The organism is Phocaeicola faecium, from assembly GCF_014837055.1.
Taxonomy (GTDB): Bacteria; Bacteroidota; Bacteroidia; order Bacteroidales; family Bacteroidaceae; genus Phocaeicola; species Phocaeicola gallinarum.
This window is the reverse complement of sequence record NZ_JACSPQ010000001.1, coordinates 1,212,638-1,227,329: the sequence shown is the minus strand read 5'-3', so window position 1 is coordinate 1,227,329 and position 14,692 is coordinate 1,212,638. Positions and strand designations below refer to the sequence as shown.

The following is a 14,692-nucleotide window of genomic DNA, read 5'->3' as shown; positions in this document are numbered from 1 at the left end:
AAACAGGGATTTGGTAAATGAAAAACTTATCCGCATGTGTTAACTGACACAAGCCGATATGTTACTGAACGCATCGGCTTGTGTCAGACGTTTCATCCCATAGAGTTTAGAAGCATGTCGGAAAGGCTTATTGGGGGCTTTCCGTCTCTTCGGGAGCTTTCGGGAACGACTCTCCTTTTTCAAGCACTTCCAATGCCTTTAAAACCGTTTTGTCTGTTTGGTTCAGGTATTGTATATAGGCTTCCATTCCCAGCATGTTATAGATAATGTTTCCGTACAGGCTCAGTTCAAATAATTTTTTAGATTTCTGCATCAGGTTATTACGGCGTTTCAGTCCTTTTTTCTCTGCCCATGCAGCAAATTTGTTGAGTAGTTTTTGAGTCTTCAGGTAATCTACTAATTGGTCGGGCGTTTCATATTGCAGTAAATCGCTGCGGTTTTGGTCTGTATAATCGAAACTATAACGGATAATCAAACCGCGATTTGCCGCCATGCGGAAATACGAAGTCATGTCCGTAGTGTCTTGAGGTACAAAAATGTCGGGCATGATGCCTCCTCCGCCGTATACCGGACGTCCTAAACTGGTATGGTAAACCTCGTTTTCGTTTTGCTTGATGCTGTCTGCCGAGAAAAACTCTCCGTGTTCGTAGCGCGTAAGCAAATCTAATTCATATTCTTCGTCTTTGCCTTTTTCGTACGGCTTTTGGATGCAGCGTCCGGAGGGGGTGTAGTAACGCGCGATGGTCAGTCGGATAGCAGAACCGTCGCTGAACTCGATGGGCTGTTGAACCAGTCCCTTCCCGAACGAACGTCGTCCGATAATCGTACCCCGGTCATTGTCTTGAATGGCTCCGGCAAAGATTTCGCTTGCCGATGCCGAAATCTCATCAATCAGCACGATAAGCGGCATTTGCTGGCTGCTTCCCGAACCGTTCGACGTATAGTTTTCGCGTGGCGATTTGCGTCCCTGTGTGTAAACTATCAGTCGGTTTCCGGGCAGGAACTCGTTAATCATCTGGATGGCAGCAGCCATATAACCTCCGGTATTTCCGCGCAGGTCGATAATCATTCCTTTGCAGTCTTCTTGGTTCAGCTTGGCAAGTGCTATCAGCAATTCGGGGTAAGTGGTCTCTCCAAACTTGTTGACCTTTACATATCCGAATTTATCGTTAATCATGTAAGCGGCATCAATGCTCTTGACAGGGATATCCCCGCGTATGACGGTAAAATCAAGTATTTCTTTTTCGCCGGGACGGAAAATGCCTAACTTCACTTTGCTTCCTTTTTCGCCTTTCAGACGTTTCATTGCTTCGAAGTTGGTCACTATTTTACCCACGAAAGCCGAGTCGTCCACTTCCACGATGCGGTCGCCTGCCATCAGTCCCACTTTTTCCGAGGGACCTCCCTTTATCACACTGTTGATGTGGATGGTATCATCCTGAATGGTAAACTGGATTCCGATGCCGCTGAAGCTACCCTTCAGTTCCGAATTAACAGCTTCAAGGTCTTTGGCAGGGATGTAAGACGAGTGCGGGTCGAGCTCGGAAAGTATCAAAGGCATGGTTTCTTCCACCAAATCATTGACTTTTACCGTATCTACATACTGGTCGTCGATGATATGCAGCAAAGCATTCAGTTTGTTAGACGATGTGTTGATGATGCCTAATTTGTTTCCCGAAAAATGATTGGCGTAAAATGTACCGATACCGATACCTGCCACTAAGCAAATAGCTAAAAGGAAAGGGATAAATCGAGTATTATTTTTCATAATGCTATTCTTCGTCGTTAGGATTAATGTAAACCACTTCAATATTGGCACGTTTCAATAAATTCAAACCGTCTTCCAGCCGATATTTCTCTGCGTAAACCACCCGCTTGATACCCGCTTGGATAATCAGTTTCGCACACTCGATACAGGGCGATGCCGTGACATACATGGTAGCCCCTTCGCTGCTGTTGCTTGAGCGTGCTATTTTGGTAATGGCGTTTGCCTCGGCATGAAGCACGTAAGGTTTTGTAAGCCCGTTCTCGTCTTCGCATACGTTTTCAAACCCCGACGGTGTACCGTTATAACCGTCAGAGATAATCATTTTATCTTTCACAATCAGTGCTCCCACCTTGCGGCGCGTGCAGTAAGAGTTTTCCGCCCAGATGGAAGCCATGCGCATGTAGCGTCGGTCAAGTATTTCTTGTTTATGTTCAGAAGTGTCCATATATTAATAATGTGTAAATTGCACGAAATTGTTTCTTGATTCGGGAGCCAGTTGCAGCGTCCGGCTGTCGCCCCGGTAGTAGCGCACATTCTCTAACTTTTGTATAAAGTCTCGTCTCATACCGCTAAGGTTTGCCGAAGAAACACTTAGTTGGGTGATAGAAACCGAGCGGTCTTTGGGGTTGGCAGACCATCGCCCGGTAAATGACTGATTATCCAAATAGCCGGTCAGACTTCCGTCTTCGTTGAAAGTAATCGTAAAGTCTTGGAGGTTTCTCAACTCATCACTTGTCGGAGTATAAAGCGCTTTGGCATGATTGTCGTAAGTTGCATTCCAATCAGCTTCTACGTAATAGTTTACCACCCTCCATTGCCCGCTTGCAAAAATTTCAAAAACATCGTCGTCTTGGCAGCCGCAGAACATCAGAGGAAAGGCGACAAGTATCAAGTATATAAGTCGTTTCATATAATGTATGTTATTTAATTCCGTTTCTGATTAACAGTGCATCGATGGTCGGTTCTTGTCCTCGGAAACGCTTATAAAGCGTCATGGGATGTTCAGTACCCCCTTTCGACAGAATATTGTCGCGGAACGACTGTGCCACTTCCGTATTGAATATCCCTTTTTCTTTAAATACCGAGAAAGCGTCAGCATCTAACACTTCAGCCCATTTATAGCTATAATATCCGGCAGAATAACCTCCAGACATAATGTGACCAAACTGAACACTCATACACGTTTCGTCTATTTGCGGAAGAATTTGGGCACGTGTCCATGATGCTTTTTCATACTCTTTCACATCCCCGTCGAAAGCAGTGCGTCGTGTATACCATGCCATATCCAACAGTCCGAAACTGACTTGGCGCAAGCAAGCATAAGCTACATTAAAGTTAGAAGCATCTACAATTCGCTTAACCAGCTCTTCCGGAATAGGCTCATTTGTTTGATAATGACGGGCAAAGGTATTTAAAAAATCTTTTTCTACCGCAAAGTTTTCCATGATTTGTGAGGGAAGTTCAACAAAATCCCAGTAAACGTTTGTTCCGCTCATGCTTTGGAAATGCGTATTGGCAAACATACCGTGTAGAGCATGTCCGAATTCATGCAGGAAAGTGGTAACTTCAGAGAACGTCAGCAATGCCGGTTTTTCGGCAGTAGGTTTGGTGAAGTTCATGGTAACCGATACGTGCGGCCGGCTGTTATTTCCGTTTTCGTCTATCCACTGTTCTTTATATTCGGTCATCCATGCTCCCGAACGTTTTCCTGCACGCGGGTGGAAATCGGTGTAAAGTACGGCAAGGTAACTTCCGTCTTTATCGAATACCTCGTATGCTTGGACGTCGGGATGGTAAACCGGAATGTCTTTATTCTCTCGGAACGTGATGCCATACAGCCTCGTGGCAAGTCCGAATACTCCCTCTTTCACCTTACTCAGTTCGAAGTACGGGCGCAAGGCTTCTTCATCTAAATTGAATTTCTTGTTCTTCAGTTTTTCGGCATAGTAAGAAAAGTCCCACGGCATGAGTCGGAAATCTTTACCTTCCATCTCTTGCGCCAATGCTTCGATTTCGGCTACCTCCTTGTGGGCTGTGGGTGTGTAAGCGTCTAATAACTGATTCAGTAATTGGTATACATGCTCGCTGTTTTCAGCCATGCGTTTCCGTAAAACATAATCGGCATAATCGGTAAATCCCAACAGTTGTGCAAGTTCCATGCGCAGGTTAACCAACTGCTTCACGATGTCCGTGTTATCCAGTTCGTCACGATGCGTACATTGGGTATTATATGCCATATACAGTTCTTTACGCAGGTTTCGGTTGCTGCTGTATTTCATGAAAGGCACATAGCTTGGAGCCTGTAATGTGATAATCCACCCTTCTTTACCTTTTTCTTTAGCCGTATGAGCTGCAGCTTCTATAATGCTTTCCGGTAATCCTTCCAGTTCTGCCTCAGAGGTTAAAACCAGTTCATACTTATTGGTTTCTTTCAGATGATTTTGTGAAAAGCGAAGCGTCAGCGTACTCAGCTCCATGCTTAACTTACGGAATGTTTCTTTGTCGGCATCCGAGAGGTTCGCACCGTTACGTATGAAGCCATCGTATGTTTTCTCCAACAATCGGCGTTCTTCCGGAGTGAGGTTGAGTGATTCTCGCTGTGTATATACACATTTGATTCGTTCGAACAACTTTTCGTTGAGGCTGATATTGTTGCTGTGTTCCGAAAGTTCGGGCATCATTTTTTCAGCAATAGCCTCCATTTCATCGCAAGTTTCGGCACTCATCAGATTAAATAAAACGGTTGTAACGCGATCAAGTAATTGTCCGGCCCGTTCGAGTGCCAACACTGTATTACTGAACGTGGGAGGTTCCGGGTTATCGGTGATGGCTTTGATTTCTTCATCTTCTATTTTCATGCCTTCTCGGATGGCAGGCTCATAGTCGGATAGTTGGATGAGGTTGAACGGAGTGGTTTGATGTGGGGTATGGTAAGTATGTAAAAATGGATTCTGTGTCATATTTGTTTCTCTTTATCTCGAAATATAACAGTTGTAACTAAAAAAACGTTTTCGATAACAATCACAATTCGGTTGGCGAATTGGAATCAATGTTTTCTATCAATGCTTTGAGGTCATTGATAATAATCTTTTTCCGGCTTAATTTTATCAGTTTTTTATTTTGCCAGTCATTTAAAATCTTCGATACATTGATACGTGTGTCGTCAATGAGTTGTGCCAAATCCTCCATTTTGATAGACAGAGTTTTGGTGCCCATGGGAACACTGCATCTCAGTTGTAAGAAGTTGGCTATTTTTTCTTGTGTATTGCCTATATGGGTATTCCATAATTTGTAATATACCGTTTGAGCACGGTTACTGAGCATATTGAGATAATTCAGATTGAATATTTCATATTTTGTCAGTTGGGAAAGAATATACGATTTATCGATGCTCAATACGTGTATGTCGGTAGCAGCCCAATAAGAAGCCGTATAATGTGTGTGCATACCGAAAAGCGAATAAGGTTCTATGATACTCGGACTGTCGAGTATTTCGTTTAGCACATACAAATGTCCTTCATCGATTGCTTCAGACATGATTTGTCCGCCGAGGATAAAAATCAGTTGATTACACGTATCTCCTTGTTTTACTACGCGGCTTCCTTTATTGTATTTATGAAAATGCAACTTAACTTTCTCTAAAATGTTGGTAAAGTCGCTCTTGCATAATCCTTGAAAGAGAGGGAGCTGTAAAAGCTTATCGTACATTGTCGTTTCCATGTTCTATTAACTTTATTAAGTTACCTTATTAACAAACAAAAGTAATGATTAAATTCGATAGCCTGTATCATGCTTCTTTTTGTTTTAACTTTTTTATTGTTTCTTACAGTCTGATAATGTTTGCCGGAATATTGTGTGGTGAATAAAAAAACGATAACTTTGCATTAGAAACTAAAATTATAGGCTTATGGGAAGATTTGACTTTCAAGAGATGCTGAGTGCATTTATCGTATTGTTCGCTGTCATTGATATTATAGGAGCAATTCCTATTGTGTTAGATTTAAAGCAGAAAGGTCGTTCGGTAAATCCCATGAAAGCTACGTTGATAGCCTTCGCTTTATTGTTGGCGTTCTTTTTTGCGGGCGATATGATATTGCGTTTGTTTCAGGTAGATATTGCTTCTTTCGCTGTGGCGGGTGCATTTATCTTATTTATGATGGCGCTTGAGATGATTCTCGATGTAGAGATATTTAAGAACTTGGGTCCTATCAAAGAGGCGACATTGGTTCCGTTGGTGTTTCCTTTGCTGGCGGGTGCCGGTTCGTTTACCACATTGCTTTCGCTGCGTGCCGAGTATTCTACTCTTAATATTCTGATAGGCTTAACGCTGAATATGGTGTGGGTATTTATTGTTCTGAAGATGACCGACCGTGTGGAACGGCTTTTAGGTAAGGGAGGAATTTATATTATCCGCAAATTTTTCGGAATCATTTTGTTGGCGATTGCTGCCCGCTTGTTTACAGCCAACATTACTTCACTGATAGAGCAGTTTCAAGCTGTAAAATAAACAAAACGGAAAGCGGGGAGATAGGCTTATCGCCGTATCTCTCCGCTGCCGATGCATAATTGTGCGTCTTTATCGTAGATAACCCCGAATTGTCCCGGAGCTATGCCTTGTATTTTTTCATTGCTTGTTACGAGGTAATGATTGTTCTCTTTCACAATATACCCCGTGCCGAACGTGTCGGTATGGCGTATCTTGAAACGGATTTCGGTTTCTTTTCCCTCTGTCCACGGATTGGCAGTGATAAAATGAAAACCTGCCAGCCGGAATGTATTCCCATATTGCTTTTCGGTGTCATATCCCCGTGAAACATAAACGATGTTTTGCTCTACATCTTTATCTATTACAAACCACGGGCCTCCGCTCAGTCCGAGTCCTTTGCGCTGTCCGATGGTATGAAACCAGAAGCCCCGGTGCGTGCCGATAATCCGTCCGCTTTCTATTTCTATAATTTTTCCCGTCTGCTCACCCAAGAACCGGCGTATAAAGTCGTTGTAGTTTATCTTGCCTAAAAAGCAGATACCCTGACTGTCTTTCCGCAGTGCGCTGGGCAGTTTGGCTTCTTTGGCTATCCGGCGCACGTCTTCTTTCATATACTCTCCCAGCGGGAACATAAGTTTGGATACCTGTAAATAGTCGATTTGGGCAAGGAAGTCGGTTTGGTCTTTTACCGGGTCTTTTGCCGTAGCCAGCCACGTCTGTCCGTCGATGATGCGGGTCGAAGCGTAATGCCCTGTTACAATCTTGTCGTAAGCATATCCCGCTTTTTCCTCAAAACATCCGAATTTTATCAGTTTGTTACACATTACATCGGGATTGGGAGTAAGTCCTTGTTTCACCTTATCGATGGTATAAGCCACCACCCGTTCCCAATACTCTTTCTGTAAGTCGATGATGTCAAAATCCAACCCGTATTTCCGTGCAGTGGCTTCTGCCAGTTCGATGTCTTCTTCCGCCGTACAGGTTAGTCCGTCGTCGGTATCCATCCCTATTTTGATGTAAAAAAGATGAGGCTTGTAACCTTGTTCGCAAAGCAGGTGTACACTTACGGCACTGTCTACACCTCCCGAAATTAAAGCAGCTATCTCCATAAGTCTGTAATCGTTTAGTTTTGCGCACAAAGTTACAGCCTTTCTTCCGGTTTTGGAATACCTTATTTGAGGTATAATGGCATTAATCTGTTATTTCACCATCCTGCCAGCGGAATTTTGTGTTGAGGTGCAGGAAATACCGAATCCAGTTCATCCAAGTCGTCTTCCGACAGCGAGATGGAAAGGCTGCGGAAATTTTCCTCCACATGTCCGATGCCGGAGGCTTTGGGGATAGCCATAACCCCCGGATTGCGCATAACCCATGCAAGGGCAATTTGCGTAGGCGTGGCGTTGTGTTTTTGGGCTATCCGTTTTAAAAGAGGGTGATTCCGGAGACTGCCTTCGCCGATGGGCGTATATGCCATGACGGGCATGGCATGACGCATACTCCACGGAAGCAGGTCAAACTCTACACCCCACTCTTTCAGGTTATAAAGCACTTGATTGGCAGCGCAATGCGTTCCTCCCGGCAGCGAAAGAATCCGTTCCATGTCCGCTACATCCAGATTGCTCATGCCCCAGCGTGCTATTTTACCTGCTTGCCGGAGTTCTTCCATCGCGCGTACGGTTTCTGCGAAAGGGTGATGCCCTATCCAATGCAGCAGATAGAGGTCGATACATTCTATCCCCAATTTCCGGAGGCTTCTTTCGCAAGCCAGCTTCGTACCTTTATAACTTGCATTACTTGGCAGCACCTTGCTCACGATGAATGCTTTATCGCGCTGTCCCCGTATCGCTTCGCCTACAAACTCTTCATTGCCGTACATTTCTGCGGTGTCAATAACGCTTAACCCTAAGTCAAGCCCCCGGCGCAAGGCTTTTAATTCTTCGTTGCGCCGTGAGGCTGATTGTCCCATTTTCCACGTTCCTTGTCCGAGTGTACATACCTTCACTCCATCGGCAAACGTGATAGTCCGTTCCATACTACGCTATTTCAGGTAAGTGTGATAGAACTGTTCGATTTTGTCGAACGGAATCTTGTCAAGGTTGTCGTAAAGGTCGGTATGGTTGGCTTCCGGAACGATAAGCAACTCCTTGTTGTCGCCTTTCAGTTTCTTGAAAGCATCTTCGCTGAAGTAGCGCGAATGAGCCTTTTCGCCGTGGATAACCAGTACCGCGCTGCGGATTTCGTCGCTGTACGTCAGAATAGGCATATTGAGGAACGACAGTGACGACGTTTTGTTCCACCCGCCATTCGAATTCAACGAACGTTTGTGATAACCGCGAGACGTTTTGTAATACGCATGGTAGTCTTTTACAAACTGGGGAGCATCGGCAGGCAGCGGGTCTGCTACACCTCCGGCAAGAGCATACGTGCCGTTTTTATAATCCTCCGTGCGCTGTGCGTTCAGTTGTTTGCGCAGTTCATAACGTCCGTCGGCATCCAGAGCATCGAAATAGCCGTTTGCCGTTACACGGCTCATGTCGTACATTGTGGCTGTTACCGTGGCTTTGATGCGCGTGTCGATTGCCGCCGCATTGATAGCCATGCCTCCCCATCCGCAAATACCGAGGATTCCGATGCGTTCGGGGTCTACGTCAGCACGGGTAGAGAGGTAATCGACGGCTGCACAAAAATCTTCGGTATTGATGTCGGGCGAAGCCACATAACGGGGCTCTCCGCTGCTTTCTCCGGTGTACGAGGGGTCGAATGCAAGAGTCAGAAATCCGCGTTCTGCCAGTGTTTGCGCATACAGTCCCGAAGCCTGTTCTTTTACAGCTCCGAACGGGCCGCTGACTGCGATAGCCGCCAGTTTGCCCGTTGCGTTCTTGGGCACGTATAAGTCTGCCGCCAGCGTAATACCATAGCGGTTATGAAAGGTAACTTTGCAGTGGTTCACTTTGTCGCTCTGCGGGAAAACTTTGTCCCATTCTTGTGTTAAGTTCAAATTCTCGTTCATGGTGCTATGATTTTTAGAAAGATTATTTTCAGCGTTGAGGCTGCCTGAACCAAACATACAGGCAGCCAGTAGAATGATATGTAACTGACAGATAATGTTTTTCATGGCTTGAAACTGATGTTATCGGATAAAATTTGTCATGATTCGCTGTTCTGCTTCCGGTACGGGCTGTCCTCCGTTTTTCAGGTTCTTCAGCAGCCACGCCATGTTGTTCCCCAGCGTCCGCATCACCTGAAGCCCTTCGGCATCTTGCAAGGCTTCGCCGGGCGTGCGTCCGTGTACGCTGTTCCAGTAGATAGAAGACACTACGGGCATGTTGGTTATCGTGAAATACTTGTTTAAGCGGTCGAACGTGGCACTTGCGCCGCCCCGCCGACAGACAGCCACGGCTGCCGCAGGCTTGTATTGCAGGTAAGACGAAGAAGAATAAAACAAACGGTCGAGCAAGGCACACAGCGAGCCGTTAGGTCCGGCGTAATACACCGGCGAGCCTACCACCAGTGCGTCCGCTGTTTCTATCGCTGCCCTCACTTTCTCGTAAAGTGCATCCTTGAATACGCACCGTCCCAATTCAGCACACCGTCCGCAAGCGATACATCCCTGAACCGCTTTTGCTCCGATAGAAACGATTTCCGTATCGACTCCGTTAGCCTGTAAAGCCGATGCCACTTCCGACAAGGCGAGGTACGTATTTCCCTCTTTGCGCGGACTTCCATTGATTAATAATACTTTCATGATGTTATGTCTTTTAGTTGGTTAAAGTGTATATATAACGCAGCCAAAAATATTTTGTTTCTAAAAAGAGTAACGCAGCCAGACAGAGTTATCGCCGATGCGTTCTACGCTGTTCAGCTTTAAGATGGTAGTAGGGAAAGAAGGGTCGTCGATACCGTCGAACACAGCCGTCATCCCTTTGCGTCCATCAATTCCCGCACCCACTACAACACTCACCTCGTCCAGCAGTCCGGCTTTGAGGAACGCCCCGTTGATTATTCCGCCTCCTACCACGGCAAGCCTCTGTACGCCGAACTCCTTGCTTAATATCTCTACGGCTTGCGTAAGGTCGGTTTCATCTTTTCCGGCGGCTATCCACGAAATACCCTGTTGGCGCAACGCCTCTGCATACTCTTTCGGAGCATTTTCGCCCGTGATGACCAACAGCGGTCGTCCTTCCGAACAGTTGGCAGGCCAGCGCAACCGTCCCTTCGAGTCGACAGCGATGGTATATCCCTCAGCGTCGCACGCCTTGTAAAATGACGGTTTGCCTATCGGAGTAAAGTCTTTAGCCTCGAAAAGTTCGGGCAGGGCAAAATGTTTCTGCATCGTAACCCGTCCGGATATATCAGAATCGCAATGAAGCTGTTCCAATGCATCGTAATACTCGTTACCGCCGATGCGTTCGGTCATGTCGCAGTCGATACGACCGTCTACAGATGCCATCATGTGGCAAATAATATATGGTTTCATAAGATAATATGTTATTTCGATTACGATAGCAAAGATAGGGCGAAATGCGGATAAAGACGTTACTGAAAAGCTCAAAAGCATGTTTCTGAAAAGTTCACGGCGCATTTATTAAGGAGATACCTTAGAGCCTGTTAAATTTAACTCTTATTTTATTGGGAAATTTAAAACAGCCTCTAAAATTGTAAAGAGCTTATTTAAAGCCTTTTCCGGTTTGGCTTGGGACTTAGAAAACGCTAACGGTAGAACCCGTCAACACTATGGGAAGAAATGGTCAACGCATCCGCATGGACTGAGTAACGCTAACGGTAGCGTTACTCGGGGGTATGTTGGCGGAAAATTTCTTCTTAAAAACGTGGGCTCTTTTCTGTTTTTTTCCATGAGGAAAATGTATAATCAGACGAATATTAGGCAGAGACAGCGGTGGGAGGGATGCCATACTGCCGCTTGAATGCCGTGGAAAAGTGGGACGGATTCTTGAAGCCCACTTCGGCGTACACGTCGACTATCTTCTTGCCGCCTTCCTTCATCAGCGCGTATGCCACTTCGAGCCGCTTGCGTATCAGCCACTTTTCGGGCGTGAGGTCGCTCAGCTTCTTAAAGTCGCGCTTAAATGTGGCAAGGCTGCGCCCTGTGTAGTGGGCGAGGTCTTCGAGCGTGAACTCATACATATAGTTCTGATTCATAAACTCCATGATGTCTATTTTCCACGGTTCGTTGAAATCGAAGAGCGTGGGAGCGAAACGCCGGTCGATATGAAGCAAGGCAAGCAACCCTTCCTGTAACTTGAGCTGCATGAAATCATCTTGCGGCTTCACTTCGGGGTCGAAATAAGGAGTCATCGAAGCAAAGAGGCTGGCTATTTCGGCGGTTTTCGGCAGTTTGATAACTCCTGCATCGAGCTTGGGGGTGTCTGCCGGAACGCGGTATTGCTCAAACCGTCCGTACATCTCGCGCAGGAAGTTGCGGGTAAAACTCAGGAAAATACCGCAGTAACGCTCCCCGTTACACGACTGTTTGCGCATCGTGATATGATGGTCGCGCGGGATGAACACACATTCCCCCTTGCCCACGTGGATAGGCTCGCCCCCATTGTCGAGAATCATTTCGCCGGAATACACATAATTCATGGCAAACTCGCGCGAACGGTGTACACACAGGCTGTTGTCATCGTAAAAGAAACTGAAAAACACGTTGTTATAGTTAAATATAACCTTCATCGGGTCGGTTGGCTCATTGGTTTGCGTTTGTTTCATGTCGGCTTGATTACTAATGGTTTTACGGCAGACAAAGATAGTGAAAGAAAGTGGAATCTTTCTCAAAAGCTCACGGTTTTACATTCGTTTACGGAACGTATGCCGGTGTTTAAGATTTCTTCGCAAGCCGTTGTGAAAATGTTAAATCAAAGAAAAGCGGATAAACTATTTCCTTTTTCTCAGCTCTAACCCAACAAAGACAATACTTGTACAAGTTGTATTGAAAAAGAAAAGTAAAACAATTAAAAGTATTACGAAGATGAAAAAACATTTATTTTTGGCAATAGCCGTAGCGATTGTGATGAGTGGAAGCAATGTTTTTGCGCAAAATAACCAACCGGAAAAGAAAAAGCTGACACCCGAACAGCGGATTGAGTTGCAGGCAAAACGCATGGAACAGCGCCTGATGTTAGACGAAAACACGTCTGCCAAGTTCATTCCGCTTTATAAAGAATACCTGCAAGCCTTGCAGTCGTGCCGTCAAACTCCTCAGAAGGACGGACAAAAAGGTGAACTGACTGACGCGCAGATAAAAGAGAATCTGAAAAAGCGACTGGAAACGCAGCGTGCAGTGGTAGAAACGAAAGAGAAGTATCTGGATAAATTTTCTGAAATATTGACGGCACGCCAACTGGCGGAAGTTTTTAAAGCCGGACATCGCCGCCCGATGCCGTTTGCACGGAATAACAAATTCCGTCCGGGAAGACCGGATGCATGTCCCGGACAGTTTATGCATTGTCATGACTTTTGTCCTGCTCCTTCCGAGCCGGCGAAGTAACAAGATACAGCTTTCCGTCTTCTTGCCGTATTTGCTCTTCGGCAAGAAGATAGGAGAGTGTCTGCCTGAGGTCTGTTTCTTCGGCATCTCCCAATGCGGCAACTAATTCCCCGGCAGAAAGGGGAGCATTGGATAACAGTTGGCAAATGCGGTCTGCAAGTTCAGAATATGTGTTTTGCCGCAACCCCGACCGATGCTTACTGAGGCACACGTCACACTGTCCGCAGTTGTGCTCATTTTTCTCTCCGAAATAATGTAGCAACATCCGGCTACGGCATTTGTTGTCTGTATCGGCATACTCCAACATCGCCTCGATGCGGCGGATGTAACTCTCTTTCCGGTCTTCGTATACCTCGCGGCTCAGATGGATGCGTTCGGTTTCCTGCCGCTCGCGCGTATAAATGATATACGGTGTCTTTTTCCCCGGAATATAATGCAAAATCCTGCGCTTGGTAAGCAGCACCAACGTTTCGTATACCTGCTGGCGGGTAATCCCTGTGCGCAGAGCCAGCGTTTCTTCGTTGATATAGGCATAATCACTGAACACTCCGGTATAAAGCCGCAAAATGTTGCGGATAAGATTTTCTGTCTCCGGACTGTTTTCATGGATGCGGTATAACTCGTCGCGCCGTAAGGTAAACATGATGCGCGATGCATTATCTTGTTCGTCAGTATACTCCAGATATCCGGCGCGTGTGAGAATCTTCAGCGCGCTGTCTACCTGAATGGGAAAATGCTTGAAGTTATGACAAAACTCGTCGATGTTAAACGCATAAGTACATCCCAATCCGTCGCCCATTGCCATCTGGTAGTAGAAATTAATGTCCTCGTAAACTTTGCGGATATAGTCTTTTTCGGGAAAGGTATCCGAAATCCGTTTCCGAAGAACAGTCTTGTCGTTTCGCGCATAAAGAAGTACAGCGTAGGCTTTCTGTCCGTCGCGCCCTGCACGTCCTGCCTCCTGAAAATAAGCCTCCGGCGAATCGGGAAAATCCACATGAATCACAATGCGCACGTCCGGCTTGTCAATACCCATACCAAACGCATTGGTAGCCACCATGACACGGTGCTCTCCTGTAAGCCAACTTTTCTGCCGCTGGTCTTTAGTCTCGTTGCTTAATCCGGCATGATAGAAAGTCGATGTAATGTCGTGGTCATTCAAGAACAGAGAAACTTCTTTGGTTTTCTTCCTGTTCCTCGTATAAACGATAGCTGAACCTTGTACGCTATTCAGGATATGAAGTAACTCTTCGGCTTTATTTTCTGTACGGCGCACGATATACGCCAGATTCTTCCGCTCGAAACTCATGCGGAATACGTTTTCTTCGCGGAAAGCCAGTTTCAGTTGGATATCCTTGACAACTTCCGGAGTAGCCGTGGCGGTGAGAGCAAGGATGGGAACGTCGGGCAGGAGCTTACGGACATCGGAAATCTTCAGATATGCCGGACGGAAATCATACCCCCATTGCGAAATACAGTGAGATTCGTCGACGGTAATCATGTTTACCTTCATGCTGCGTAACTTGATTTGAAAGATTTCCGTCCCCAGCCGTTCGGGTGAGATGTATAAGAATTTGTAATCTCCGAAGATACAGTTTTCGAGCGCAATGATAATTTCCTCGCGCGTCATGCCCGAATACACCGCCGTAGCTTTAATGCCCCTTGCCCGCAGGTTGCGCACTTGGTCTTTCATCAAAGCAATGAGCGGAGTAATGACCAGACACAAGCCCGGACGTGCAAGTGCCGGTACTTGGAAAGTTATGGATTTGCCCCCTCCCGTAGGCATAAGTCCCAGTGTATCTTTTCCGCTTCCGATGCTCCGGATGATGTCTTCCTGTATCCCCCGGAAATTATCGTACCCCCAATATTGCTTTAAGATGCTTTTGTAGTCCATGATTCTGAATAGAAAAACAAAAGACCACGAAGAAAG

General features: G+C 46.0%; 14 protein-coding genes. 2 read left to right on the top strand and 12 right to left on the bottom strand.

What is annotated here, in order from left to right; all coding sequences use genetic code 11:
- Nucleotides 1-127: 127 nt before the first annotated feature.
- The 5 genes from H9626_RS05325 to H9626_RS05305 all read right to left on the bottom strand — a co-directional run bounded on the left by H9626_RS05325 (nucleotide 128) and on the right by H9626_RS05305 (nucleotide 5,488).
- Nucleotides 128-1,771 (bottom strand): S41 family peptidase, encoded by a 1,644-nt coding sequence (locus H9626_RS05325; protein WP_178256033.1) that lies wholly within the window; start codon nucleotides 1,769-1,771, stop codon nucleotides 128-130.
- Between the two features lies 1 nt (nucleotide 1,772).
- The gene (locus tag H9626_RS05320; RefSeq protein WP_178255989.1) at nucleotides 1,773-2,213 is read right to left on the bottom strand and encodes a dCMP deaminase family protein; all 441 of its coding nucleotides are present in this window, start codon (nucleotides 2,211-2,213) and stop codon (nucleotides 1,773-1,775) included.
- Nucleotides 2,214-2,216: 3 nt separating this feature from the next.
- The gene (locus H9626_RS05315; protein ID WP_178255990.1) at nucleotides 2,217-2,678 is read right to left on the bottom strand and encodes a DUF4847 family protein; all 462 of its coding nucleotides are present in this window, start codon (nucleotides 2,676-2,678) and stop codon (nucleotides 2,217-2,219) included.
- A gap of 10 nt (nucleotides 2,679-2,688) precedes the next feature.
- Complete coding sequence (locus tag H9626_RS05310; RefSeq protein ID WP_191709790.1) at nucleotides 2,689-4,728, bottom strand: M3 family metallopeptidase; 2,040 nt, start codon at nucleotides 4,726-4,728, stop codon at nucleotides 2,689-2,691.
- Nucleotides 4,729-4,789: 61 nt separating this feature from the next.
- Nucleotides 4,790-5,488, bottom strand: coding sequence for a Crp/Fnr family transcriptional regulator (locus H9626_RS05305; RefSeq protein WP_178255992.1), 699 nt, complete (start codon nucleotides 5,486-5,488; stop codon nucleotides 4,790-4,792).
- 187 nt (nucleotides 5,489-5,675) lie between these two features.
- On the opposite strand from H9626_RS05305, the gene H9626_RS05300 reads away from it, so the two are divergent.
- Nucleotides 5,676-6,275, top strand: coding sequence for a MarC family protein (locus H9626_RS05300; protein WP_178255993.1), 600 nt, complete (start codon nucleotides 5,676-5,678; stop codon nucleotides 6,273-6,275).
- A gap of 26 nt (nucleotides 6,276-6,301) precedes the next feature.
- Here H9626_RS05300 and mnmA read toward each other — a convergent pair whose 3' ends face one another.
- The 6 genes from mnmA to H9626_RS05270 all read right to left on the bottom strand — a co-directional run bounded on the left by mnmA (nucleotide 6,302) and on the right by H9626_RS05270 (nucleotide 11,948).
- Nucleotides 6,302-7,363 carry a tRNA 2-thiouridine(34) synthase MnmA gene (gene mnmA / locus H9626_RS05295; protein WP_191709789.1) on the bottom strand — a complete coding sequence of 354 codons (1,062 nt, stop codon included), beginning with the start codon at nucleotides 7,361-7,363 and terminating at the stop codon, nucleotides 6,302-6,304.
- 95 nt (nucleotides 7,364-7,458) lie between these two features.
- Nucleotides 7,459-8,286 (bottom strand): aldo/keto reductase, encoded by an 828-nt coding sequence (locus H9626_RS05290; protein WP_191709788.1) that lies wholly within the window; start codon nucleotides 8,284-8,286, stop codon nucleotides 7,459-7,461.
- A gap of 6 nt (nucleotides 8,287-8,292) precedes the next feature.
- Nucleotides 8,293-9,369 (bottom strand): alpha/beta hydrolase, encoded by a 1,077-nt coding sequence (locus H9626_RS05285; RefSeq protein WP_191709787.1) that lies wholly within the window; start codon nucleotides 9,367-9,369, stop codon nucleotides 8,293-8,295.
- Nucleotides 9,370-9,384: 15 nt separating this feature from the next.
- Nucleotides 9,385-9,999 (bottom strand): flavodoxin family protein, encoded by a 615-nt coding sequence (locus tag H9626_RS05280; RefSeq protein ID WP_191709786.1) that lies wholly within the window; start codon nucleotides 9,997-9,999, stop codon nucleotides 9,385-9,387.
- Nucleotides 10,000-10,059: 60 nt separating this feature from the next.
- The gene (locus H9626_RS05275; protein ID WP_191709785.1) at nucleotides 10,060-10,731 is read right to left on the bottom strand and encodes a RibD family protein; all 672 of its coding nucleotides are present in this window, start codon (nucleotides 10,729-10,731) and stop codon (nucleotides 10,060-10,062) included.
- 404 nt (nucleotides 10,732-11,135) lie between these two features.
- A complete protein-coding gene (locus H9626_RS05270; RefSeq protein WP_178256034.1) occupies nucleotides 11,136-11,948 on the bottom strand; it encodes a helix-turn-helix domain-containing protein in 813 nt (270 codons plus the stop codon).
- A 295-nt stretch (nucleotides 11,949-12,243) separates the two neighbouring features.
- On the opposite strand from H9626_RS05270, the gene H9626_RS05265 reads away from it, so the two are divergent.
- On the top strand, nucleotides 12,244-12,762 hold the full coding sequence (locus H9626_RS05265; protein ID WP_191709784.1) for a hypothetical protein: 519 nt from the start codon (nucleotides 12,244-12,246) through the stop codon (nucleotides 12,760-12,762).
- Here H9626_RS05265 and H9626_RS05260 read toward each other — a convergent pair.
- Nucleotides 12,713-14,656: a RecQ family ATP-dependent DNA helicase gene (locus tag H9626_RS05260; RefSeq protein ID WP_191709783.1), complete on the bottom strand. Its 1,944-nt coding sequence runs from the start codon at nucleotides 14,654-14,656 to the stop codon at nucleotides 12,713-12,715. The genes H9626_RS05265 and H9626_RS05260 overlap by 50 nt on opposite strands.
- Nucleotides 14,657-14,692: the final 36 nt, after the last annotated feature.